The 26,712-nt window shown below is 34.3% G+C and carries 24 protein-coding genes and 1 pseudogene; all 25 read right to left on the minus strand.

All coding sequences use genetic code 11. From position 1 onward, the window contains the following. Positions 1–1,027 (minus strand): efflux RND transporter periplasmic adaptor subunit (locus CQ058_RS14895; RefSeq protein ID WP_105589796.1); only part of this gene is annotated, 1,027 nt, incomplete at its 3' end. 248 nt (positions 1,028–1,275) lie between these two features. Continuing rightward, the gene (gene pgtP, locus CQ058_RS14900; protein WP_002184617.1) at positions 1,276–2,610 is read right to left on the minus strand and encodes an MFS transporter; all 1,335 of its coding nucleotides are present in this window, start codon (positions 2,608–2,610) and stop codon (positions 1,276–1,278) included. A gap of 19 nt (positions 2,611–2,629) precedes the next feature. Further along, positions 2,630–3,664 (minus strand): ABC transporter substrate-binding protein, encoded by a 1,035-nt coding sequence (locus tag CQ058_RS14905; RefSeq protein ID WP_002143816.1) that lies wholly within the window; start codon positions 3,662–3,664, stop codon positions 2,630–2,632. Further along, complete coding sequence (locus tag CQ058_RS14910) at positions 3,661–4,443, minus strand: DUF3919 family protein (RefSeq protein WP_105589797.1); 783 nt, start codon at positions 4,441–4,443, stop codon at positions 3,661–3,663. Before CQ058_RS14910 ends, CQ058_RS14905 begins: the two co-directional genes overlap by 4 nt. Positions 4,444–4,509: 66 nt before the next feature. Next, positions 4,510–5,940, minus strand: a complete 1,431-nt coding sequence (locus CQ058_RS14915; protein WP_105589798.1) for a HAMP domain-containing sensor histidine kinase — start codon at positions 5,938–5,940, stop codon at positions 4,510–4,512. 11 nt (positions 5,941–5,951) lie between these two features. Continuing rightward, positions 5,952–6,623, minus strand: a complete 672-nt coding sequence (locus CQ058_RS14920) for a response regulator transcription factor (RefSeq protein WP_002191221.1) — start codon at positions 6,621–6,623, stop codon at positions 5,952–5,954. Positions 6,624–6,743: 120 nt separating this feature from the next. Further along, a complete protein-coding gene (galE, locus tag CQ058_RS14925; RefSeq protein ID WP_105589799.1) occupies positions 6,744–7,736 on the minus strand; it encodes a UDP-glucose 4-epimerase GalE in 993 nt (330 codons plus the stop codon). Between the two features lie 92 nt (positions 7,737–7,828). Then, a pseudogene (locus CQ058_RS14930) lies at positions 7,829–8,627 on the minus strand (SGNH/GDSL hydrolase family protein). A 104-nt stretch (positions 8,628–8,731) separates the two neighbouring features. After that, entirely contained in the window at positions 8,732–9,637 is a 906-nt protein-coding gene (gene tagU, locus CQ058_RS14935) for a polyisoprenyl-teichoic acid--peptidoglycan teichoic acid transferase TagU (protein WP_105589800.1), read from the minus strand. A gap of 171 nt (positions 9,638–9,808) precedes the next feature. Next, positions 9,809–10,834, minus strand: coding sequence for a GDP-mannose 4,6-dehydratase (locus CQ058_RS14940; protein WP_105589801.1), 1,026 nt, complete (start codon positions 10,832–10,834; stop codon positions 9,809–9,811). Continuing rightward, positions 10,812–12,185 carry a UDP-glucose dehydrogenase family protein gene (locus CQ058_RS14945; protein ID WP_105589802.1) on the minus strand — a complete coding sequence of 458 codons (1,374 nt, stop codon included), beginning with the start codon at positions 12,183–12,185 and terminating at the stop codon, positions 10,812–10,814. The genes CQ058_RS14940 and CQ058_RS14945 overlap by 23 nt, the downstream gene beginning before the upstream one ends. 163 nt (positions 12,186–12,348) lie before the next feature. Continuing rightward, positions 12,349–12,912, minus strand: a complete 564-nt coding sequence (locus CQ058_RS14950; protein ID WP_258169463.1) for an acyltransferase — start codon at positions 12,910–12,912, stop codon at positions 12,349–12,351. Between the two features lie 5 nt (positions 12,913–12,917). Continuing rightward, complete coding sequence (locus CQ058_RS14955) at positions 12,918–13,814, minus strand: glycosyltransferase family 2 protein (protein WP_105589804.1); 897 nt, start codon at positions 13,812–13,814, stop codon at positions 12,918–12,920. Next, on the minus strand, positions 13,814–14,989 hold the full coding sequence (locus CQ058_RS14960; RefSeq protein ID WP_105589805.1) for a glycosyltransferase family 4 protein: 1,176 nt from the start codon (positions 14,987–14,989) through the stop codon (positions 13,814–13,816). The genes CQ058_RS14955 and CQ058_RS14960 overlap by 1 nt, the downstream gene beginning before the upstream one ends. Before the next feature lie 3 nt (positions 14,990–14,992). Beyond that, positions 14,993–16,234 (minus strand): hypothetical protein, encoded by a 1,242-nt coding sequence (locus CQ058_RS14965; RefSeq protein WP_258169467.1) that lies wholly within the window; start codon positions 16,232–16,234, stop codon positions 14,993–14,995. Positions 16,235–16,412: 178 nt separating this feature from the next. Continuing rightward, positions 16,413–17,681, minus strand: a complete 1,269-nt coding sequence (locus CQ058_RS14970; protein ID WP_105589807.1) for an oligosaccharide flippase family protein — start codon at positions 17,679–17,681, stop codon at positions 16,413–16,415. 27 nt (positions 17,682–17,708) lie between these two features. After that, the gene (locus CQ058_RS14975; protein ID WP_105589808.1) at positions 17,709–18,809 is read right to left on the minus strand and encodes a glycosyltransferase family 4 protein; all 1,101 of its coding nucleotides are present in this window, start codon (positions 18,807–18,809) and stop codon (positions 17,709–17,711) included. Continuing rightward, positions 18,809–19,429: an acetyltransferase gene (locus tag CQ058_RS14980; protein WP_105589809.1), complete on the minus strand. Its 621-nt coding sequence runs from the start codon at positions 19,427–19,429 to the stop codon at positions 18,809–18,811. Before CQ058_RS14980 ends, CQ058_RS14975 begins: the two co-directional genes overlap by 1 nt. Next, complete coding sequence (locus CQ058_RS14985) at positions 19,426–20,070, minus strand: sugar transferase (protein ID WP_105589810.1); 645 nt, start codon at positions 20,068–20,070, stop codon at positions 19,426–19,428. The genes CQ058_RS14980 and CQ058_RS14985 overlap by 4 nt, the downstream gene beginning before the upstream one ends. Beyond that, positions 20,070–21,185, minus strand: coding sequence for a DegT/DnrJ/EryC1/StrS family aminotransferase (locus CQ058_RS14990; protein ID WP_105589811.1), 1,116 nt, complete (start codon positions 21,183–21,185; stop codon positions 20,070–20,072). The genes CQ058_RS14985 and CQ058_RS14990 overlap by 1 nt, the downstream gene beginning before the upstream one ends. Positions 21,186–21,208: 23 nt before the next feature. Beyond that, on the minus strand, positions 21,209–23,020 hold the full coding sequence (locus tag CQ058_RS14995) for a polysaccharide biosynthesis protein (RefSeq protein WP_105589812.1): 1,812 nt from the start codon (positions 23,018–23,020) through the stop codon (positions 21,209–21,211). Between the two features lie 60 nt (positions 23,021–23,080). Further along, positions 23,081–23,962 carry a UTP--glucose-1-phosphate uridylyltransferase GalU gene (galU, locus tag CQ058_RS15000; protein ID WP_105589813.1) on the minus strand — a complete coding sequence of 294 codons (882 nt, stop codon included), beginning with the start codon at positions 23,960–23,962 and terminating at the stop codon, positions 23,081–23,083. A 235-nt stretch (positions 23,963–24,197) separates the two neighbouring features. Continuing rightward, positions 24,198–24,965, minus strand: a complete 768-nt coding sequence (locus CQ058_RS15005) for a tyrosine-protein phosphatase (RefSeq protein WP_105589814.1) — start codon at positions 24,963–24,965, stop codon at positions 24,198–24,200. Positions 24,966–25,048: 83 nt separating this feature from the next. After that, positions 25,049–25,738 carry a CpsD/CapB family tyrosine-protein kinase gene (locus CQ058_RS15010; RefSeq protein WP_002184594.1) on the minus strand — a complete coding sequence of 230 codons (690 nt, stop codon included), beginning with the start codon at positions 25,736–25,738 and terminating at the stop codon, positions 25,049–25,051. Continuing rightward, complete coding sequence (locus tag CQ058_RS15015; RefSeq protein WP_105589815.1) at positions 25,728–26,465, minus strand: YveK family protein; 738 nt, start codon at positions 26,463–26,465, stop codon at positions 25,728–25,730. Before CQ058_RS15015 ends, CQ058_RS15010 begins: the two co-directional genes overlap by 11 nt. Between the last annotated feature and the right edge of the window lie 247 nt (positions 26,466–26,712).

Consider the following 26,712-nt stretch of genomic DNA (forward strand, 5'->3'; position numbering starts at 1 on the left):
AAACAAATGCATCTTCGCCTTTTTCTACAATGCTCTTACTTGGAACAGCAATCATCGTCTTATTCTCTAAATTTACTTGCAGAGAAACGTGATAACCTGGAGATAAACCATCTTGGCTATCAAGACTTGCTTTATATGTATATTGAGACATATTTTGAGTTCCCTCACCAGCAGCTTGAGCCATCTCTGCACTCGTTGGGAATTCACTTACTTCCGTAATCTTACCTGTCCACTTCTTCTTATTATTTGCTTTCGCAGTTACAGTGAACGTTTGATCTTTTTGAATTTGTGACTTTTGAAGCTCTGTTAAAGTCCCTTGAACCTGGAACGGGTCTTTAGAAGCAACTTGTAAAAATGCTTTCCCTTGACCACCTAATGCCTGAGATGAACTTTGCGCTGCATCCTTATCTAACTTCTGTACAACACCAGTAAAATTACTATAAATCGTAAGTTCTTTCTGTTTTTTACTTAACTCTTCTTTTTGTAACTTCCCTTTTTCTTTCTCAAGGTCAGTTGTTTTCTGAGCCATTTCTAACTCGCTTACTTGCTCTTCCATTGGGTCTGTTACTTCTTTCCCAGCCCCGCCATCTTTTACCTTCTTAATTTCTTTCTTCAATGAATCAATCTTCTTTTTCCCTTGATCGTAACGCATATCAGCCATCTTCTGATCAAGATCAGCTTGCTTCATTTGAAGATTAATTTCTTCATTATCATAAGAGAATAGTTTCGTTCCTTTTTCTACCTCTTGTCCTTCTTTCACTGCAATATCTTTCACTTTTCCTTTAGTCGGATCCGCATAAAAACTTTCAATATTCCCTGGCTTCACCTGACCCGAAATTAACTTCGTATTATTAAGCTTACGCTCTGTCACTTTCTCAAAACTTACAGCATCTGTATTAGCCGTACCTTTCTTCTTACCTTGCATAACAAAAATATTAACTGCTGCTACAATAACAATTAGTGCAATAACTCCGATGATAATCCATTTCTTCTTCTTGTTTGGAGTACGAACCGTATTTGGTAACATATTCTCTCTCCTTTTATATCTTAATAGTTTAATAGCTATTTAATTGTATAAAACTTTCGGAAAATTGCATCCCCACTTACATTGTTACACTCATTTTACAAAGTTTTACACAATCATTTATATTGTAACAAAAATACCAATGATTAGAAATATGACATTCTATCTTTTAAGATAGTTTTAAGGAAAGGTTTCTTTATATAAAAAAAGCGATCCAAAATAATGATTGGATCGCTTTTCTGAATAAACTATTACGCCACTTTAGGACCTTTTCTCTCATGTCCACGTTGAACGATAAATAAGAATACTGTTGATAAAATACCGCCTGCTAATAGTAAGATGAAGCAGCCATCCCAGCCAGAACGATCAACAATAACACCAATTGCTGCGTTTGCTACAAGACTTCCGCCTACATAACCGAACAGACCACACATACCAACTGTTGTACCTACTGCAAATTTCGGTACTAATTCCATCGCACTTAAACCGATTAAAAACTGTGGTACGTAAATTAAACAACCGATAATAGAAACTGCAATACTTACAACAAGTACGCTAGATGCTTGCCAATATACAACCGTACCAACAACAACTCCGGCCATACTCATAATACATAATGGCATACGTTTTCCTTTAAATAACTTATCACTTAAAAGACCAACGATTAATGAACTTGGAATTGCCATACCTTCAAAAATCGCGTATGCAGCATGCGCTTCTGCTTTTGAAAAACCTTTAACTGTCGTTAAATAAAGCGGAACCCAGTTAATAACACCGAAACGAATTAAGTAAACAAATGCATTCGCAATACATAAATACCAAACGAACTTATTTGTCACTACATATTTCATTAAAATTTCTTTTGGTGACATCTTATTAGCATTATCTGCTTTTTCAAGATTTTCATAGTCATTACGATACTCATCAATTGGAGGAAGACCTTCAGATTCTGGTGTATCCTTCGCATTAATCCAAACAAGAACTGCAATTACCATTGCGATAATCGCTGGGAAAATAAATACCCCGCCCTGCCAATGATTTTCACCGAAAATACCTACACCAATTCCGACAAGGGGCGGTACTAGCATTCCACCAACGTTATGTGAAATATTCCAAATACCTGTTTTCGTACCACGTTCTTTCTTCGAGAACCATTTCGTCATAACGATACTACAAGGTGGTGCTCCCATACCTTGTACAATACCATTTAAGACAAGTAATGTAACAATCATCCCAAATGAAGATGCAAAACCGAAGCAAATATTTACAAGCCCTGATAAGAATAATCCGACTGCGATAAAGCGCTGGGCGAAAGCTTTATCCGATAAATTCCCCATAAAGAACTTACTAAATCCATAAACAATTGCCATTACTGAACCTAGCAATCCAATTTCAGCTGTACTAAAACCATATTCTTGTACTAAATACGTACTTGATAACGTAAAGTTACTGCGCACTAAATAATAAGCAGCATACCCAACTGAAATTCCCATTAGCACACGAATACGTAATAATTTGTATACCCTGTCAATCATATCTGCCGGCAATCTCTCAATTGCAGGTGCTGGCTTAAGCCATTTAAACATATTCTTTCGTCTCCTTTTCTCACTGCTGAGAGAGACGCTGTCTATTCCATATCTCGATTATTCCACTATTTGATATATTTTTGTTCGTCCTTCTAACTGGCTGACCTTCTATCTCTTTCTGATTCTTCGCAAACATCGTTGGTACGCCAAACGAAACTTTTTCTAAAATGTGCCCCGCTTCTTCTGATAAACAATAATCAATAAATAAGTCCGCTATAAAACCACTCGGTGCACGCTTCAGTTTCGAAATCGCATTAACAGATAAGCCTGTTTGCTCAGGTTCATTACTTACAATAGGAAAGCCTTGTTTCTGAAGCATTCTCTGATCTCCCGCAAAATTGATGCCTATCATATATTCACCGCTCGCAACCAGTTCTGCGGGCATATAACCATTCACCGTTACTTCACCAACTTGCCTTGCAAGATTCTTAACATACTCTTTCGCTTCTTCTTCACCTAAAGTATCAATAAGTGATTGAAACAAAGTATATGCTGTGCCGGAAACATTTGGATCAGGCATTGCAATCTTACCCGTATATACCGGATCTAATAAATCTTGCCACCTTGATGGATAGGGAAGACCGAGCGGCGCTATTTCTTCATTCCACCGCTCTTTATTAATCGCGATTGCCAGTTTCTCCACTTCATAACCGTACCAATAACCATCTTTATCTTTAACAGTCTTTGAAATACGATTCGCATGCTGGGTCGTAACAGGAATAGAAAGGTTCTTTTGCTTCATCATTTGATGCGCATCTACTGTACCGCCAATAATAATATCCGCCTTCGGATTTCCAGCTTCCTCTTCTACTCTCCGAAGAAGTTCTTCTGTCGATAGACGAATAAATTCATATGTACACCCGCGTTGTTTACAAAATGACGAAAGCAAAGCTTCACCAACTTCCTCGCGGGCCGCTACATACGCAACGAGATGACGATCATCCAAAATAGGGAGACCACTTTTATTATATTTAATAGAGGTTGTATCTCGAGAGCAACTAGACATCGCTCCTCCGATTACTAGCAAAAAGAAGAAAAAGGCTATCTTTCTCATGACACACTCTCCTTTACAAGGAATTCTGCTAGGGAGCCCTTCATATACATGACATTCCCGTTATTATCACCGAGATATTGCACAACAAAGTACGATGGATACACAGAAATAGTTAGAATATCCTCCCGCTCATTCTTTACACGTTTGCCTGTTTTATAGGCAGTAATATAAGCAATCGGCTCATTCTGTGATTGTAATAATTTCTGAATTTCTCCGTAATCTGTAATTTGCTTTGCGTATCGAATAGAATCAAATATTTGCGTAAGATCTATAGTACGTATTACATCCCCTTGCCTCACTACAACTTCCTTTGCCTCCGCAAAGAAATTACTAATGCGCTCTGGTGTATAATACAGACTTAACAAATACGTTTGAAATGCTGAGATCATCGGATCCGTGCCATTCTTTCCGTATACATTAGCCTCGTACTGGAACAAGTCACCTACTGCAAAAGTACGTTTATGTCCATTCAAGTACGTTACTTCTCCAGTAAATACTTGTTCTTGATTCCTCGCTTCTCTCGGTTCTATTCGAATTCGGTCAAAGAATGAAACAATCGTATGCAAACGAACTTCATCCGTTACAACAATTTCTCCCCACTTCTCATGCCTTACTTTCACTTCAGTAGGAAGGGATTCATTCACTCTTTGTAAAACGGCTTGTTTGTCATCCACAATTGTGATTCGATTATATATTTGCTTCTCAATAACATAAAACAAAATAAGAGAACCGATCATACAAAAGACAAACATAAGAATTTGAAATGATAGCCTTTTCATTTCTGCCTACCTCCAAGATAAAAAAACGTTGTTTCGAAAATACCGCATAATTGTTTCATAAATGTATCATTTAACCGCTTTCAAGTTTTTTATGTCTTCCATCCGTCTTGGGAGTAAAAATGTCATACATATTGTAGTTCCCATTTCTTCACTACTCTCAATTCGCATACTCCCGCCTTGCTTCTTCATAATCTCCTGACAAATGTATAAGCCATAGCCATTCCCGTAACTAGAAAGAAGCACTTTACCTTCCGGAGACTCATTCCATTCTGCAAGAACACCTTCATCCATACCAATACCATCATCATGAACAAAAATTTTCGCTTCCTGCTCATTTATAATTACATTCATACGAACTTGCGTAGCATCACTATATTTAATCGCATTATCAAGTACATTCAAGAAAATTTGCTTCGTCTTATCAAAATCCGCAACAACGTGTACTTCCATTAACTCATTCATAACTTCAATTTCAAACTGCTGCAACCTGAGTTTCACAATCGAAACCGCTTCTTCTGCCAATTCTTTTATATTCACGACTGTAGGTGACACTTCAAACGTACTCGTCCCGTACTTTGAAGACTTAAGTAATTCCTCTACAAGTGATAATAGACGCTCACTTTCTACAGCCACATAACGGAGACTCTCCTGCACATCCTCCTTCGATTGTAACTTCGGAATCAAATCCACATAACCGATAATTGCCGTAAGCGGTGTTTTCAGCTCATGTGTAATGCGGTCTAAGAAATCTTTCTGTTTCTCTTTCTCTTCCTTCAGCTGCTTAATATGCAGTTCAATCCCATCAGCCATCGCATTAAAGGATGCTGAAAGCTGTGCAATCTCCACATACTCATTTAGCTCAATCTTACTTTCATAATCCCCATTCGCAAGCCGATGCGCCATTTGCCTTAACTGATCAATTGGTTTATGAAGAGACTTTGCCAAACGAATCGCAAAGAAAATACCAGCAGCTACTAAACAAAGCGACGTCATCAAAAACGTCCAACTCACATTTGTTAAAACTTCCTTCTCATCCGTTAACTCATTTATAAAACGAATACTCCCAATGACATCGTTTCCATAATAAACCGGACTTGAAAACAAAAGAATTGGAGCTGGGTCTCCCTCCTCGAAAACATAAGATTTCTTTCCCTTCAAAGAACTCTCAATATCAATATTCCGATGAAGTAATGCTCCTTTTTGTGTATCTGCAACAACATCTCCATTCTTCCCAATCATCTGCACCCGGACATCCATTCGCTTCGCTAAATACGAAGCAATTAAAAGCGAATTAGGACCTAACGTCTCTACTTCTGCTTCCTTCTCTAAATAATTCATCGTATAAATTTGCGCTTCCACACTTAACTTTTCTAAAGAATCCGCCGCATTATGATACACATTCTTCTCCAGTGCAATATAAACAACCGCGTATAAAAGGACAAGAATTGGAATCAACAATCCAACTATTCCAAACACCATATTTCGTTTTAAAGACATATCATCACCTTTTAGCAATCAAGCTTATAACCCACACCATAAATTGTCTTAATATACTCTCCGCTATTCCCTAGTTTCTTTCGAAGCCTTTGCACCATAATATCAACCGCTCTCGTATTTCCGATATACTCAAAGCCCCATACTTTCTCAAGTAACTCATCTCTCATAAACACACGCTGAGGATTCGAAACAAACAACTGACATAAATTAAACTCTCGATACGTTAACTGAATTTCCTGTCCACTCACATGTACCTTTCTTTCCTTTGGACAAATTACCAATTCTCCTGCTCGGATCACCTCATGAGTAGAAGACACTTCCTCCTTCCTCACACGCCGACTCATATTTTTCACACGAAGAATAAGCTCCGCATAATTAAAAGGCTTCGTCACATAATCGTCCGCACCAAGCTGCAAGCCAAGCAATTTATCATTCATCTGACTCTTCGCTGTTAGCATAAGCACTGGAATATCACGATCCTTCTCTCGGAATAAACGTAATAACTCATACCCATCCGTATCAGGAAGCATCACATCTAAAATGAGTACATCCGGCTGCTCATTCCATCTCTCTAAAGCTTCTCTCCCATCAGCTGCCGTCAGTACTTCATACCCTTCCATTTCTAACTGCATCCGAATCAAATTACGAATACTCGATTCATCATCAACTACAAGTATTTTCATCATTCTCCTCCTTCCATCCTGTATTATAGTACAGTTTAGTATAGCAAAAATCATACAAAAAAAGAGAGGGTATTGTCGAACATATATTGAACGACGATACCCTCTCTTTTTCATTTCTACTTACTTCTCATAGCCATGAGGTTTCTCCTGATGCCAATTCCACGCGTGTTCAATAATTGTTTTAACCTCTACATACTGTGGATTCCATCCTAATTTCTCTTTCGCCTTTTGTGAAGAAGCAACTAGACGTGCTGGATCTCCCGCTCTTCTTGGTGCTACTTCTGCTGGGATTTCATGATTCGTAACTTCACGAACAGCTTCAACGATTTCTTTAACACTGAAACCATTACCATTTCCTAAGTTATAGAAATCACTTTCCCCGCCTTTTTGTAAGTCTTTAAGACCAAGGAAATGAGCTGCTACTAAATCTTCGACATGAATATAATCACGAATACAAGTACCATCTGGTGTATTATAGTCTTCACCAAACATCATAATCTTCTCACGTTGTCCTAAAGCTACTTGTAAAACTAAAGGAATAAGATGAGTCTCAGGACGGTGATCTTCACCAATAATACCGTTTGGCGTTGCACCAGCTACATTAAAGTATCTAAAAATCTTATACTTTAAATTAGAAGCTTGGCTATACCAATGAAGCATCTTTTCAATCGCTAACTTCGTCTCTCCATACGTATTCGTTGGATTTGTTACCGTCTCTTCAGTAATAAGATCAACATCTACCTCACCATAAGTTGCTGCAGTAGAAGAGAAGATAAATTTATCTACTTTGAACTGATCCATTACTTCTAGCAAGCAAAGTGCACCGTACACATTATTATTATAATATTGAAGCGGTTTCTCCATACTAACGCCAACTAAAGAATCAGCTGCAAAATGCATAACCGCCTCAATATTTTCTTGTTTAAAAACATCTCTTAGAAAACCTTTATCACGAAGGTCCCCTTTATAAAACTTTGCACCCTCTGTAATCGCATCTTCATGCCCAGTTTGTAAATTATCAACTACTACTACAGATAGGCCTTCATCTATTAATTTTTTTACAGCGTGAGAACCGATGTAACCAGCTCCACCGCATACTAAAATTGAACTCATGTTCTTCCTCCCGCTCATATGTTAGAATCTTATAGTTACTTCCCTATTATAATAGGTATACGATTTAACGTATACCTTCTGATTTATGCATATTATTTAGCTACAAAATAGTCCGTAACATATTGTGCCCAAATTTCATATCCTTTAGCACCTGGGAAACCGAACTCCTCTTGTAAGTACGGTAAAATCTCCTTCGTAGTTGCATTTGGCCACGCTTCCCAATGGTCAATATATGCATAACCATTTTGCTTCAATTGCTTTCGGATAATTTTTCGCACCATACACTGGATTTGATGGTTGGATCATAATCGTAGCATCTTTCGCACTACTAGAAAGTTCTCCAACAAACTTTTGTGCATTAGCGACAGAATTTCCATTACCCGTTTTATTATTGTCTGTAATGAACGGTGCTTCAAATAAAATAACATCTGGATTTTCTTTCGCAATATCTTGAGCACGTTTATTCGTAATCAGTTCCTCAGTGCTTTCATTCTTGTATTCCTTAACCGTCTCATTCCATAGACCTTTTCCATAATTGGCATCTAAATTCGATACAAACTTAGACACCCAAGCATCCTTTGCAGGTGAAAAAGCCTCATCACCAACAATAACAATGTTTACTGCCTTCTTATCAGCTGCGGCTTTTTTAAATTTCTCTTTTACTGCATCTGGTAAATTCTTTGCATATGCTTCATTAAAAGATACCTTTGCATCTTGCTTTTCTTCTTCCTTTTTCGTCTTCGTATTCTCTACTTTAGTCTTTGTCGTTTGTACTTCATTTGTTTGTGCTGTTGCATTCGCAACTTTTTTATTCCAGTGTATCTTACCACTTACAATAGCAGCTACAGACAATACGAACATAACAAGGATCGTTATTGCTTTTTCACTCATCGATTTACCTCGTCTAATAGTCTTACATTATATAATACTAATATAAAAACATAAAAAATAAACCCGACTCTTTCCAAAAGAGACGGGTTTATTCCTATTATTACTTATTTTAACTCTAGATATGTTCTTAATTTATTCGTTAAATCTTTTTTCGCTGCTTCTGGAACATAGTAGTACCAAATACCATCAGCTGCTTTATGTCCGTCACCTGAGATTTGAATATCTTCACTATTTTGTAAACAATCTTTATAATTCTTTTGCATATCAAACATTTGATCTTGCGTTAAATTTGTTTTCACGTTCTTTTGAATCGCTGTTAATACATCACCATAACTTGTAAGTGAAGAGAAATTTGCGCCCTTTTTAATAACAGCTTGCATCACTTGACGTTGACGCATTTGACGACCGAAATCGCCGCGTGGATCTTCTTTACGCATACGAGTATATACTAAAGCCTGATCACCTGTTAAATGAATATCACCCTTTTGGAAGTGTTTTCCTTCAAGTGAGAATTCTAAATCATTATTAACATCTACACCACCGACCGCATCAACAATATCCTTAAATCCTTCCATATTAACTTCCACATAGTAATTAATTGGAATGTTTAAGAACTTCTCCACTGTTGCAACAGACATATCTACTCCACCAAACGCATAAGCATGGTTAATTTTATCACTTTTTCCTTTACCGACAATTTCCGTATACGTATCACGAGGGATACTTAACGTCTTCATAGAATTGTTTTTCGGATTTAAAGTAATAACCATTAAAGAGTCAGAACGTCCTTTATCTTCACCGCGTTCATCTGCACCTAGTAATAGGATTGAAACAGGTTCAGATTTATTGATTTTTTCTTCTTGTTTATTATTTTGATCACGCTTTAAAGGTTCATGAACTTCATCTAATGTTTTTGAAACAGAAGAATATATATTATAAGCGTAGACTCCTCCACCTATAATTAATACTCCTATGATTCCTAATATCCAAAATAAGATTTTCTTTTTCATTATTATAGACCTCTTCTTTCCATCATTCTGAATAAATATCCAGATAATAAAAGTATCAATTTAGTCTCTTATACTAAGAATGAAATTCTATAACCATTATATCAAAGTATATTCTATCTTAAGTAACCTAAACCTTTGATGGATTTTTCTTTCCCAAAAGCATAATCAATATTATTTCACTTTATAATACTCTACATACCAATTAGCAAACTCCTGTAAGCCTTTTTCTATAGAAGTTTCAGGTTTAAAATCTACAGCCTTCTGTAATAAATCAGTTGATGCATAAGTAGCTGGTACATCTCCTGGTTTAATAGGCTCAAACACCTTTTCAAATGCCACTTCCCTTCCTAAAGCTTTACCTAGTACTTTCTCTAATGTTTCAATAAACACCATTAATTTTTCAGGGTTATTGTTTCCAATATTGAATACTTTATGTTCAACATCACCTTTAGGTGGATTACTTAAAAGACGTTGAATTCCCTCAACAATATCATCTATATAAGTAAAATCACGATATAGGTCATTTTCAAAATCACCATTATTAAATATCTTGATTGACTCCCCAGCAAAATACTTATCAGTAAATCCAAAGTAAGCCATATCCGGACGTCCCATAGGACCGTACACCGTAAAGAAACGAAGTCCAGTAGCAGGAATTTTATACAAATGACTATACGTATGAGCCATTAGTTCATTTGATTTCTTAGTAGATGCATAAAGTGATACTGGATTATCTACAAAATCTGTTTCCTCAAAAGGAACCTTTTTATTTGCTCCATAAACGGAACTAGATGATGCATATACAAGATGATCGACTGGGTAATATCTACATGCTTCGAGAATATTATAAAAACCAATAATATTACTTTGAATATATACATCTGGATTTTCAATTGAATATCTCACGCCAGCTTGTGCAGCTAAATTCACTACAATATTTGGCTTGTACTCTTCAAAGATTTTAGTAATCATATCCTTATCAGAAATATCCCCTTTAATGAAGGTAAATTTCTCATATGGCTTAAGTTGCTCCAAACGAGCATATTTAAGATTCACATCATAATAATCATTTATATTATCAACACCTATTACTTTGCAACCTTGCTCTAGTAATTTTTTAGATAAGAAGTATCCTACAAAACCAGCGGCTCCAGTAATAAGGTATATTTTATTTTTATCTAGAGGCTTGTAAATCACTGTTATTCAACTCCTTCATGCAATCTCTACTTGTTGATTTTCTACCAATAGAATGATATTCTATGCCTGCTTCTTGCATTGCTTGCACATCATAAATGTTTCTACCATCATAAATTAGAGGTGTTCGCATTAATGTTTTATAAATTTCTGGAGTTAATGCCTTCACTTCTCCCCATTCTGTGAAAATAAAGCAGACGTTTGCACCTTCTAAAGCTTGTTCAATATCCGTAGCATATGTGATATTACCGTTCTTATTTTTTCCCTCTGGATACACTTTAGCAAAGTTATTCGCACCTACTGGATCAAATGCATAAATATCTGCGCCTTGCTCTAACAGTAGAGGAATATTTTCAAAAGATGCAGCTTCTCTTAAATCATCTGTACCAGGTTTAAATGTCAATCCTAATACCACCACTTTAAGACCGTTAAAAGTAATTAATCTTTGACTCGCTTTTTTGTATAATAGAGTCTTTTGATCTTTATTTACATCAATGGCAGCTTTTATCGTTCTTAATTCATAACCGTTTTGTCTCGCTAAGTACTCTAATGCTTTAGTATCTTTAGGGAAGCATGATCCTCCAAACCCAATACCTGCATTTAAAAATTTGCTTCCAATACGCTCATCAAAGCTCATACCTTTTGCAACATCTTGAATATCCGCACCAACTAACTCACAAAGATTAGCAATATCATTCATATAAGAAATCTTAAGAGCTAGGAAATCATTAGAAGCATATTTAATCATCTCTGCTGATCTTCTATTTACTGAAACGATAGGTAAATGGAATGGTTTATACAGATCCATTAACACTTTTTCAGCCCATTTACTTTCTGTACCAATAACAATTCTTTCTGCATATAGCGTATCATGAACCGCAGATCCTTGAGCTAAAAATTCTGGATTTGATGCCACTTCTACTTTCACATCATTAACTAAAAAGTCCTGAATAAACTGCTCTACTTTGTCATTTGTTCCAATTGGAACGGTTGATTTTACAACAATAAGGCAATCCTTTTCTACACTTTCAGCAATTTGTTTTGCAACGGTTGCAATATATGAAAGGTTTGCAGAACCATCAGCTTGTTCAGGAGTTCCTACACCAATGAAAATTGCATCTGCATCTTTATATGCTGACTTGTAATCCGTTGTATAATTAATTCTTCCAGCAGCATAATTTTTCTGCATTAAACCCTCTAAATCAGCTTCATAAATTGGTGAAACACCTGATTTCATTAATTCAACTTTTTTCTCATCAATATCAACGCAAGTTACTTGATGACCAACCTCAGCAAAACATACACCTGCTACCAGACCAACATACCCTGTTCCTGCTACTGCTATTTTGTACATATTTACCTTCCTCTTCATATCTTAATTCACAATTCTATATCCCTCAATAATATAGAAGAGACAAGCACCATACTACCTTATATTAATAACTTAATTTGATATTCATTTCCTTTTAAAAACTAACTAAAATAATTTCTTAACTTAGTACCCAAATAAAATAGAACTAAATCCCTTTTATTTTTTTTGCAGGCACTCCAGCATATAACGAATTCTTAGTTGCCCTCCCCTTAACAATTGAACCCGCGCCAATAACAACATTATCCTCAATAATCGTTCCCGATAAGACTCTTACTCCTGCCCCTAACCAGACATTAGAACCTATACTAATAGATTTTGGAATTACTGGATTATCCCTATATACAGTCCCCGAAGTATAATCATGTTCAAAAGATACAATTGTACAATTATGTGCAATTGAAACATCCTTTTTTATTTCTACTCCACCAGTAGCGTCAATGTAACATAGAGGATGGAAGCTAACATTATCCCCTACTACTAAATTTTCTAACTTAAAGAAATATACTCCAGGTTTAATTAAAACATTATCTCCACAAGATTTGCATAAAACTTTAAATATAGTATATCTTATCCCTAAACCTAAATATCCTGGTAAATTTCGATTTAACCCTAATAAAGAATACAATATCTTCCGTGGGAATAAATTCCAAATACCCACCATTATTTTTAGTAAAATTTGGAGTTTTTTTGCTTTCTCTCTTCCTCTCAATTTTTTCAAGCCCTCCCCATTAGATAATTAATAATATCCTGTTTTACTTTATTTTTATTTGCCCCATATTTTAATCTCCAAATAAACAATGCAAGCATTCTAAAAGGAACTGGATAAATCCTATATTTATTAATAATTTTTGGTATTGGATGATTATTTTCTTTCAAAATATTGAATAATGTAATTCTTGCTAAATCCTTATTTAAAATCTTTCCTAGTCTTTTTTTCATAGATACCTTTTGTATAGATGAACTTGTATTATTCTGATGTCTTCTATAGCACATTAAAGGCTCAGCAAAAGCATAACCTTTATTATAAGTTAGTAATAATTGTAGTAGAGCGAAATCCTCCCCTTGAACTAAGGTTGGAAATCCCCCTACTTTCAGAAAATCATCTTTTCTTACAAGAAGGCTACTTGTAGGTACTGAATGGATACGAAAATTCCAATCAAAATCTATTACTCTTGGGGGTAAAGTGTATAAATCAAATACTTTTTCATGATTCTCCGAAATTATACTATCAGTTTCAATATCATCATGTATTATCAGGCCATTTGAGAATACAAAAGAAATGTCTTTTTCTTCTTTGAAAATTCCCATTTGTTTTTCGAGTTTATTAGGAAACCAAATATCATCGGCATCAAGAAAAGCAACAAAAGCCCCATTAGCAACACTGACTCCCTTGTTCCTTGCGCTAGAAGCCCCACTATTTTTCTGAGTAACATATTTAAATCTTTTCTTATTATTTTCTAACCATTCAATCGTTCCATCAGTTGATCCATCATCTATAATAATAATTTCTTTATTTGTGTACGTTTGATTTTCTATACTTTTTACCGCAAATTCTATTAACCTTCCTGGATTATAACTTGGTATTATAACACTAACTAATGGCTCTTTCATCAATCCCCATCCACCTTAAAAGCTTCTTTAAATTCATTAAAATAGTTTATCTTCTTCTCCTTCAGGATGCTCTCTCTATAATTCTTAATCTCATTAATTCCTAAACTGGAAAGTTCACTTAGTAAAGAAGGAGACTCCATTAATCTTGTAATGGCTTTAGCTAATCCCTCATAATCACCGACAGGGGCTATACACTCTTTAGGTAGAATTTCAATTGACCCAGAAACTTCTGTTGATACTACCGGTAGTCCTCTAGCTAATGATTCAAGAACTACCCTAGGCATACCCTCAGTAAGAGAAGATAGGACAAATAAATCATTTCGATCATATAAATTAAAAAGTTCCTCGCCCCATGGTACAAAACCATGAAAATTCACATGTTGTTCTATTTCTAAATCTTTCACAAACTGTTTTAATTCAGATTCAAGTGGACCTTTCCCAACTATATTTAATTGGATATTATAATTAAAGTTTTTTACAATGAAATGAAGCGCTTTTATTAAAGTCTTTTGATCCTTATAGGGACTTAAATTACCTACATTAATTATTTTAAAAGGTTCTGACTGTTGTTCCCAAACCCTTGATTTTTTTATAAAAGAATCCGGCAATCTTAAATCACTTATTACTGCTGCTTTAATTTTATTTTTCGGCGCATATCTTTCTTTTAAAGTGTTAGAAACATAAATACACCCATATGCGCTTTCAAGATGTTTCATGTGCATCTTTAGAAAAATTTGTTTCACAACCTTAGCAAAAGGAATACCCCTAGCTTTTAAAAAGCCTTCATGCATCGATTGCTCTCCTCTACTTTCAACAACATAAGGCTTTTTATACTTTTTTAAGGCACTAAACGCAAACTCCGCTTCAAATGATGGACTATGCAATATTCCACCATCTAACGATTTAACTAACAAATGAATCTTATTTCTCATTTTTACTATACCAATTGCATCTTTTTTCTTAATAGCAGATGAATCGATAAACTTTATCCTTTTATTATCAGCCTTTTTACATCCAATTGGGAGTGTAGTTACTTTTTTTAGTGGAGCTAGAACAAAGATTTCATCCAAACTTTTAAGATATTCATCCCACATCGTATTATTATATGATGTCGTTGTCCAAATCCCATCTTGATTTTCATAGTATTGTGAACTTATAGCGAAAATTATTTTCATATACTAAACCTCTTTTTTCCTAAATTTCATATATATTACTAATGGAAGAATTAAAACTAAATCCTTTGTAACATGCCATAATATTAATCTTGAATCGTGTAACAAAAATTCTGCACCAAATGTCACTAACAAGCCAGATACAATTGGTGTAATACTCCCCAGTTTATTTCTATTTATTACTTCATTAATGACTTCTAAAAAATAGCCAAATATAATTGCTAAAGTCCATATCCCTAGTAATCCAAAGTTTACATAACTTTCAGCCCAGAATCCTCCTATTTTTGCCGTAGTAGGTCTATATTGCTCATAAAATCCTCTACCAGATTCTGCATCATGGGACAGAGCAATCATTCCTGGGGGTTTATTTGGTACAATCCAACTAGGTAACATAGTTAAAATAGCATCAACATAAGTTTTTCCATACTGGTAATCAATATTACCGTTTGGTTGTAATTCTTGATAATATAACATCCAAATATAATATCGCCCCAAATCTGTAGCAATTGTGTAACCAGGCGTCAACTGCTCATATTGATTTTGAATAGAATTTCGATAATTACTATCTACAAGATAATTCGTATCATATTCTGCATATTTGAATAACTTATATTGTGTAAGCAATGGTATTAATACAAGTGTAATTATTATCAGTTTTGTGATATTAAACTTTTTATTTAAATAATTTATATAGATATGCAATCCCCAAAATGAATAGATCAAAATAAAAAATCGGCTTCCTCTATCTAAATTAAATAGTGAAATCAAGACTACAATAACTAGTAAATATACTATTCCTAAAAATTTTACAGCTTTGCCTTGCTTAGGAACCTTACTAGCCCAATTAAAATATAAAAATATTAACCCTACACTAAAAAAATCATTTAGAACATAAAGGGTCCCAGTTAATACCCCTAAACCTACTCCTGATTCTATAACCATATTTGCACTAAAACCAACTAGTATATAAAGAAGGGCGAGTAAAGAAATATTAGGTACCTTTATTTCTCCGTTATTAAAATTTTCTTTTTTCGCTCCCCATCTAATCTTTTTTCTAATATAACTTCCTAAAAAAAACAACGGTATTATCGGTAACGAAGTCCAAGCGATAAAAGTGATTAGACTAGTAAAATTAGATGGTAAATTATTTGCGATTGGTTGACGAGTTATCAAATGGTACAATGGGGAATAAATAAAAATTAATATCGAAGTATAAGTAAAAACAGCCCAAATATCCAAAGTGGGCACCTTATGAAAAATTATTAATACTATTCTTCGAATTATAAATAAAGCTGTAATTGCAATAGGAATTACAGTCAATATTTCATTCGTGCTTAAGAACAAAAATGATATTGAACAAAAAATCGAAAAAAAGATTACGAGTAATACATTAATTAGTAGTGGTAATGAAATTAAATTTCCAACCTTACCCATGTTGTTGTGTTTCATAACTTACTTTCCTTTCATTTACTTTATTCACCCTTAAAATTATTGCAAATCTTCCAATTGCAGTAATACAAGAGCCCACAAGTAAAGTAATAGCGGCACCATATAATCCCCATATAGGTATTAATAAAAACGAACAAATACATGTGGCAACTAACATAAAAATAAGTTGAGGTAACTCATTCTTATAGGTCTTAGTTGCAATAGTTGCGTACCCCATAAATTCAGCAGGATATCTAAAAATAGTCGCTGCCATTAAAATGGTTAAAAGTGAAGAGTATTCAATATACTCCGGTCCAAAAAGAATGTACAATAACAACTCTCCAAGATAAAAAGTCAATAACGTACTTAACAGGCCTAACATCACACCGAAGGCAACTAATTTGTTAAATAATTTATTAAAATCACTCTTTGATTCTCGATTACTATAACGAGATAACCTATTGCAAAAAGATTGCCCTATTGCACCAACAAGAGTATTTCCAGCTATCATTAAATATGAAAGGGCTGTGAAGTATCCCAACTTTTCTGTATCCATATAATAAGTAATAAAATACCTAGTTATATTTGTATTTAATGAGTATAAAAGAGAAATGATCCCTAAAGGCAATAAAGCCCTATATAAATAACTAATCTTTTTAATATCATTAGGTAATCTCAAGTAATCTTTAATATTTTTTTTCCTATTAATATTGATTTTGGGGATATCATATATTAAAAGTATAAACAGCCACGACAAGCCTATACTAAAAGTTGCCAATAAAATGTCTCTTGTTAAATAATAAAAAATAAAGAATAAAAAGGTTGATGAAATACCTTTTATAAAATTTGAAAATCCTACTTCATGAAGCTTTTCTTGTTGTTGTAAAAATCCATAAACTAATTCTGAAACTAATTGTACATTTTTTGCTAGCAAGTAAACTAAAACCAATTGTGTTACGTTAGAACTAGCATTTGTAACAAAGCAAATAACTAATGATGCTATAGTTCCCAATACTACATTTAAAATTACAATTTCAATATAAGAAGATAAATTACTATCTTCACTGGTAACTTTATTTCTAATTTGCATTGTAAAAAACATGTATACTGGACCTGTAATTGCTAGCATTAACCCAAATTCTCCAACAACTTTAGCATCACCTAATCTTGCCAATATGATTATTATTAAAAATTGTGCTGCCATAAAAAATGCTGATCCCATAAAAACCGATATAACTTTAAGTAACATAGACTTAGAATTAGTCATAATATCATATAACCCTCTTATTTATAATCATTTCTGTACATTATTAAATATTTTATTTATTACTTCTACATAAGCGTTTAGAACAATATTTCTATCAAATTCTTTTTCTACTTTTTTTCTACCAGCTAACCCCATTTTCTCTTTATCTTGCCACTCCATACCTAAAAAGCTCTCTATTTTTTCTATTAAATCTTGACTGTTTTGTTGCTTAACAATTAAGCCATTTTCTCCATGTTCAACAATTTCTCGGCAACCACTTCTATCAGTTGTAATGATAGGTCTTCCACAAGCAGCACTTTCAAGCAATACATTAGACATACCTTCAGGATAATATGTAGGATGAATAGTACAATGAGAAAGTTTATGAAACTCTTTGACATCACTTTGCATTCCATGATATTGAATTATCCCTTTCTCATGCATTATCTTTAATTTTTCTTCATATTCGTCTTCATAAAATCCTAAAATATGGAATACAGTATTTGGATATTTCTCTCTTATATATTTAGCCGCATCTAAATATTGATCAATCCCCTTCTCTTTCATTACACGCGCAATAAATAGAAAGTTTACTGTCTCCGTTGATGGATAATCTAACACTGAATATTGTTCAAGGTTAACCCCTGATCCAGGTAATAATTTATAATTACTAATAAAAATTCTTTCATTTATAAAGCTTTCATTTTCTTTATTTTGGAAAAATACACATTTTGCTTTTTTTAGTGCCATTTTATACAAAAATAAAGTAATTCGTTGGAGTGCTCCATGATTTTCTACAGCTGTACCCAACCCCGTAATATTAGCTATATAAGGAATCCTATTAACTCGACACATTAATCCACCATAAATATTAGGTTTGATTGTATACGTTAAAACAACATCAGGTTTGACCTTATTAATAATTTCCCAATAATTGTATATTAATTTCAAATCAGTTATTGGGTTGGTCCCTCTTCTGCTAATAGGTGTATTAATAAATTTACACCCCATCTCTTTTAATTCATTAATAAATTCGCCATCAGGAAGTGATATATATACCTCGTATTTTTCAAGCAATTCTTTTATTAATTCTTTTCTAAACTTATATAGACCAACATCATTGTTTGCTAATATAAGTACTTTTTTCATTAAACTACTCTCCTAGCAGGAACTCCGATATAAGTTCCAGTTTTAATTATATTTTTAACAATAACAGCCCCTGCACCAATTTTACACTGGTTAGTAATACTAATATTGTTACTTATTATGCTTCCAATACCTAACCAAGTACCCCTGCCTATTTTAACGGTACCAGCTAAATGTGCACCTGGTGATATATGGACATAATCCTCAATTATGTTATCGTGATCTATTGTAGATGCGGTATTAATAATGCACCCTTTTCCAATATTAGTACAACAGTTTATCACAACACCGGCCATAACAACTGATCCTGTCCCTAGTTGAACTTGTTCGCCAACAATTGCATTAGGATAGACTAATATTGGTATACTGGCTCCAAAAGCTTCAAGTTGTCCTTGAAGCTTTTCTCGTATGACATTATTGCCAATGCCCACAAAAACATCATAATCTTTTATATATTCCGAAACTCTTGTTGATTTATCAATTATTTCTATTCCCATTGAAGTTTTTACACCATCATTATCATCGAGAAAGGCAATATATTTCCATTTATTCATTTTTAATGCAATATCAGCTATAACTTTTCCGTGTCCGCCAGCACCTATTATAAGGAGTTTTTTTTTCATAACTCCACCCTTCCTTTACTGCTCCCCTTAAATGGTTCCATAGTAGCTGCAGTTTCTGAATTAATCCCTTCTCTAATAAAGACTTTCTTGAGAGTTAAAAATATAATTTTCCAATCTGTAATAAAACTTACATTGTCTACATATTCTACATCGTAATTAAATTTGTCTTCCCAACTAATAGCATTCCGACCGTTAACTTGTGCTAAACCTGATAATCCTGGCCTAACTTCATGACGGCGCTTTTGATGTTCATTATATAACGGTAGGTACTGAACTAATAAAGGCCTAGGTCCTATAATTGACATATCACCTTTAAAAATATTAAACAGACCTGGTAACTCATCAAGTGATGTCGAGCGTAAAAATTTACCGAACTTAGTAAGTCTTACACTATCAGGTAACAGCTCACTATTTTCATCTTTTTCATCTGTCATTGTTCTAAATTTATACATTTTAAAAATGTTCCCATGCAATCCTGGTCGCTCTTGTTTAAATAACACTGGACTGCCTAACTTTGTTTTCACGAGAAAAGCTACTATAAGAAATACCGGACTAAGCACTATAATAGCAATTAAAGACAGCATAAAATCCATTAGTCTTTTTATAAACTTTCTATAGGCGCTACCTTTAGAGCTCCTCATTATGCTAACCACAATCCTTTAATAATTTTCACGATTCTATCTAAATCTTCATCCGTCATTTTCGTATCACTTGGTAAGCAAACACCCTTCTCAAATAACTTCTCTGCTACACCTGTTCCAACAAAATCATACTTCTCAAAGAATGGTTGCAAGTGCATCGGTTTCCAAACTGGTCTAGATTCAATGTTTTCCTTTTCAAGAGCTTCCATCACATCGATTGGTCGAATCTTACCATTCAAAGTCATAGAACTTAGCCAATAGTTTGGTTCATTCCAATCATTGCTAGGCATAAACTCAATACCTTCAAGATTTCCTAATTTTCCCTTATAAAAATCGAATATGTATCTTTTCTTCTGAACTCTCTGCTCTAATACTTTAAGCTGCCCTCTACCAATTCCGGCAACTACATTACTCATACGATAGTTAAAGCCTAATTCACTATGTTGATAATGTCTTGCTTGATCTCTGCTTTGAGTAGCCCAAAATCTTACTTTTGAAATTCGTTCCTTATCATTAGAAACGAGCATACCGCCACCAGAAGTAGTAATAATCTTATTTCCGTTAAAAGAGAAAATACCATAATCTCCAAAACTTCCAGTATGCTTACCTTTATAGTAAGTACCTAAAGACTCCGCTGCATCTTCAATTAAAGTAACACCGTACTTTTTACAAAGTTCAACGATCTTATCCATATCTGCAGAAAGCCCATAAAGATGAACCACTATAACTGCTCTTACGTTTGGATATTTTTCGAATGCCTCTTCCAATGCTTTAGGGCACATATTCCAAGTTTCATAATCACTATCTATAAAGACAGGAGTAGCATTTTGATAAATAATAGGATTTGCAGTAGCTGAGAATGTAAGTGTTTGACAAAAAACAACATCCCCCTCCCCTACTTCCGCTGCTTTTAGGGCCAGATGAATTGCAGCTGTTCCAGAAGATAGTGCTGCCGCTGCCTTAGATCCCACTTTCATAGCTAATTCTTTTTCGAATCCATTCACATTTTCCCCAAGTGGTGCAATCCAATTTGTATCGAAAGCTTCCTTAACATAATGCATTTCATAACCTTCATCACTCATATGTGGTGATGAAAGAAATATTCTGTCTCCCATTTAAAAAACTTCCTTCCCTTAAATTAATGTTTAAAATTAACTTTATTATTGGCAATATCTAATAATCGTTCTCTTATTTCCTCTTTACTAATTTCCTCAAAATCATTCATAAACTGTCTTAAAACCTCTTGATCCATTAAAACAGCTTTTCCTATATGAATCTTAGGGAATATTTGCTCCGGATGAATTTCACCTTCATTTAATAACTCTTCATACATTTTTTCACCTGGTCTTAATCCAGTAAATTCAATTCCAATTTCCTCAATTGAATACCCTGAAAGAGTAATTAAATTTTTAGCTAAATCAACAATCTTTACTGGGTCTCCCATATCTAGTACGAACAATTCTCCACCTCTAGCTAGTGTTCCAGCCTGAATAACTAATCTTGAAGCTTCCGGTATTGTCATAAAGTAACGAATCATATCAGGGTGAGTAACTGTTACAGGTCCACCTTTTTGAATTTGTTTCTTGAATAATGGGATTACACTTCCTCTACTTCCAAGAACATTACCGAATCTAACTGCAACAAAACGTGTACCAGTACTAATGGATGCCATATGTTGGACAATCATTTCCGCAAATCGTTTTGTAGCTCCCATTACATTCGTCGGATTTACCGCTTTATCTGTAGAAACCATTACGAACGTATTTACTTTAAATGTATCAGCCGCTTCTGCTACATTTTTCGTACCAAAAATATTATTTTTTACAGCCTCTTCAGGATTACGTTCCATTAAAGGTACATGCTTATGTGCAGCTGCATGATATACGATATATGGTTGATGCTTGTTCATTATTTCAAAGATTTTATGTCGATCTTGAATATCAGCAATTTCTATCGTAATTTCCACTGCATCTTTATAAGTAACTCGCATTTCCATTTCAATAGTATAAATGCTATTTTCACCATGTCCTAAAAGAACAATTTTTGCAGGATTATACTTCATCACTTGACGACAAATTTCTGATCCAATTGATCCGCCCGCACCCGTTACTAAAATCGTTTTACCTGCAATCTTTTCCCCGATGCCCGCGTCATCTAATTGAATTGGCTCCCTACCTAATAAATCTTCCACTTGTACATCTCGAAATTCATTAACAGAAACTTTGCCATCTAAAAGATCTTCAAGCATTGGTACAATTTGCGTTTTTGCTTTCGTTTTTGTACACTTCTCAAAAATTTCGTTTATTTGATTTCTATTTAAAGATGGAATAGCAATAATGATATGCTCTATATCATTATCTTCCACAATCTCTTGAATATGATTTGTTGTACCAACAACCGGCACATTATAAATCTCCAATTTTTGTTTATTTCTATCATCATCAACAAACGCAATTGGATATAGATCCGCTTCTTTATTATGTTGCAATTGTCTTACTACCATAGTTCCCGCTGAACCAGCACCGATAATCAATGTTCGTTTTTTATCTGTAGCTTTCGTAATATATGTATCGCGAAACATACGCCATACAAAGCGAGAACCACCAATTAATAATAAATGTAACATCCATGCGATTGCTAAAATTCGAACATAAATATCATGATTTATTATTTGTTGAACAATTGCTGTTACAATAATAGAAAGTGTAATTGCTTTAAATATTTGTATTAATTCTCCAACACTTGCATATTCCCATGCCTTATTATAAAGCCTATAAATAGCTGCAAAAATATGATGGCTACACAATAATGTAATAGAACTAATAATTACTGTCGTAGGAATTTTGTTTAATACATTAGGATGTACGAACCAATAACTTAAATACACGGCCGTTAATACGATAAATGAATCTAATAAAATTAATAATGAGAGCCGTCTTTGATAACTCAATATATATGTTCCCTTCTTTATATAATTAGTATCTTATTTATAATAAAAAGGCACATTCGCTTATGAATGTACCTCTTCCTTTTTTACAAGTTCCTCTATATATTTCATTAAATCTAATTTCAACTCTTCATTTTGAAGTGCCATTTCAATCGTTGTTTTAATAAATCCGAATTTTTCCCCAACATCATATCGAGTACCTTCAAAATCATATGCAAACACACGTTGAATTTCATTTAAACGTTGAATCGCATCTGTTAATTGAATTTCTCCACCTGCACCTGTTTGTTGGTCTTCAAGGAACATGAAGATTTCTGGTGTTAATACGTAACGCCCCATAATTGCTAAATTAGATGGTGCTGTTCCCTGTGCTGGTTTTTCAACAAATCGGCTCACCTGATATTGACGACCATTTTGCGTGATTGGATCAATAATTCCATAACGATGCGTTTCATTTTCGGGTACTGTTTGCACACCAATTACAGACGAATGCGTTGCCTCGTACTCATTCATCAACTGACGTAAACATGGCGTATCAGCTTGTACGATATCATCACCAAGTAATACTGCAAATGGCTCATTCCCAATAAATTTACGAGCACACCATACTGCGTGACCTAATCCTTTTGGTTCTTTTTGTCTTATGTAATGAATATTAATCTTTGAAGATGCTTGTACTTTTTCAAGCATTTCATATTTACCTTTTTCTAAAAGGTTTTGTTCCAGTTCAAAAGAATGATCAAAATGATCTTCAATTGCACGTTTTCCTTTTCCAGTTACAATAATAATATCTTCAATGCCAGATTCAATTGCTTCTTCTACAATGTACTGAATCGTCGGTTTATCAACGATAGGTAACATTTCTTTCGGCATCGCTTTCGTCGCTGGTAAAAATCTTGTTCCCAGTCCAGCAGCTGGAATAATTGCTTTCCTTACTTTTTTCAAATCAGTACCCCCAAACATTTTTTTCGTATATATATATGTAGTAATAATGAAAAAACCTATCTATAGAGCCATATTTATAACTCCATAGGTAGAGTTTCAATTATGGGCATCTAACCCTACCTCACATCATGCTTTTGACAACAAACGCGTCTAAGGTAGAAATTTACTCTACCCACAGCATAGCCGAGTGTCTCCATTGATATTGGTTAGGAGGCATCACCAAGTTGTTTTCTCTTTAAAAGAGACCGAATATTTTTTTTCGTCTTATTTTCTCAGGCTCTTCTCGATAAATCATTTTTCCACTTATTAGTTCATATGTATTTTCCTTGAAGTAACACAATGTAGAACTCCCAAATGTTTTCCCTACTGTTTCATACGCAGCTTGCAAGTGAAAGGAGCGCGTTGTTGTGTTATGAGCATCTGATGATATGACATGTGTTAAATGATGCTCAATAAGTTGCAATGAAACCTTCTTGATTTTCTTTCCGAACTTCCCTGTGACGCTTCCTGCGGTAATTTGTGTTAGTGCCCCTTGATTGACGAGCTTATACAACACATCGGGTCGTTCAATAATTTCCATATTCCGTTCTGGATGAACAATAACCGGCGTGATCCCTTTCACACGTAATTCATATAACATTTTTTCTGCATAGCGCGGGACATGGTTTGCTGGAAATTCAATTAATATATATTTATCAGTACGATTCAGTGTAACAATACGTCCCAAATCATAGTCTTCTAATAACTCTCCGTACAACCTGATTTCTTGACCAGGTAAAATGGTTAAATTGATATCCTCTTCTTTTAATCTTTCATTTAACTGCTTTACCTGATGAAGAATGCTTTCTGCTAGATTCATATAAACCCCATTTTGGTGATGAGGAGTAGCAACGATTGTATGAATTCCTTCTTCGCATGCTGCCTTTGCCATTGCAATGCTGTCTTCGATTGATTGTGCTCCATCATCGACATTAGGCAAGATATGACAATGTAAATCAATCATTCTATTTCATCCTCTCTCCACATATTCTTCACATACTGAATATAAGAAGAAAAGATGAATGTTCACCTTTCCTTCTTTTGCATTTAGTTAGAACCGTAATAGTAATATTCGGATCCATTTTGTTCTTTATCGTTTAAGACAACGCCAAGTAATGTACCTTTTGCGCTATCTAATGATTGTTTTGCTTTAAGTGCCGCCTCTTTTTCTGTTACACCACTTCGAATAACAAGTACAGAAGCATCACATTGATTTGCCATAATTTGTGCATCTGTAACTGGTAAGATTGGTGATGTGTCAAAAATGACAAGGTCATACGTGCCAAAAGCTTCTGAAAGTAAATCTTTCATCGAGCTTGCACCCAGTAATTCCGCTGGATTTGGTGGGATTGGACCACATGGTAAAAATGTTAAATTACCGATTTTCGTTTGTGTCACACATGTTTCTAGTGTATTACTACGTGTTAATACACTTGTTAAGCCAAATATATTATCCACTTGCATCATTTGATGTAATGCTGGTTTACGTAAGTCTGCATCGATAAGTAATACTTTCTTACCTTGTTGTGCGAAAACAACTGCAATATTAGCAGCCGTTGTTGTCTTTCCTTCACTTTGATTCGCAGATGTTACGATAAGAGAACGAATCTTCTTATCAACAGATGCAAATTCAATATTTGTTCGTATATTTCGGTATTGCTCTGACACAGATGATTTTGGTTGTTCATATGCAATCAGCTGACGGCGAGCACGTAATATTTTTTTCTTAAGAACCAATTGTATGACCCCCTACTCTCTTCGTTGCTGATAAACTATTGCTCTTTGTGCCATCTTCCTCCATATGAGAAACGACACCAAGAACAGGTACGCCAAGTAGTTTTTCAATATCTTCTTCTTTTTTCAGCGTGTTATCTAAGTATTCTAGTAGGAATGCTAGTCCAACAGAAGCCATTAATCCAACAACAAATGCAATTGCTACGTTCAGCATCTTATTTGGTTTAATTGGTGACTGTCCTTCTGTTACTTCTGCTTTTGATAAGATTGTTACGTTATCAACACTCATGATTTTTGCAATTTCACTCTTGAATACTTCCGCTGTTGTGTTTGCGATATCACGAGCTAGCTTTGCATCTTTATCTTGTACAGTAACAGCGATCACTTGTGAATCTTTCTCGTTTGCGACGTTAATTTTGCTATTTAAAGCCCCAGTTGACATGTTAAGCTTTAACTTTTCTTTCACTTGATCTAAAATAACTGGGCTTTTCACAATAACTTTATATGTATTTGTTAATTGAAGACTTGTTTGTACTTCACCAGGTTGAAAAACACCTTCTTGCTTCTTTTGATTAACAAGAATTTGCGTCGAAGTCTGATAAATCGGCGTTATAAAGTAGAAACTTACAATCGCACTTACAAGTGCTGCACCAATCGTAATTACAAGGATCATAACTAATCGTTTCCTTAAAATAGCAAATAACTCTTTCAAACTTATTGTTTCTTCCATGCCTTCCTCCAGCTTTCAATAATTTGTCATAAAAACTTCTAAAAAAAAATAAATTGTTGGATTTTAATCTGACAACAAAAATCTGGTATCTAGTCCTAAAATTGTTTAGTGATAGATAACTATTTAACATATTACAGAACTTATATTAGTATAGCAAGAATGGTTGAGAAAATCGTTGGAGAACTTGACAAATATTTTACTACCGAATCCAACGAATTTCGACACGGTTTTTAATGTATAGGTTTTC

This window comes from Bacillus sp. MYb56 (assembly GCF_002976445.1).
Taxonomy (GTDB): Bacteria; Bacillota; Bacilli; order Bacillales; family Bacillaceae_G; genus Bacillus_A; species Bacillus_A mycoides.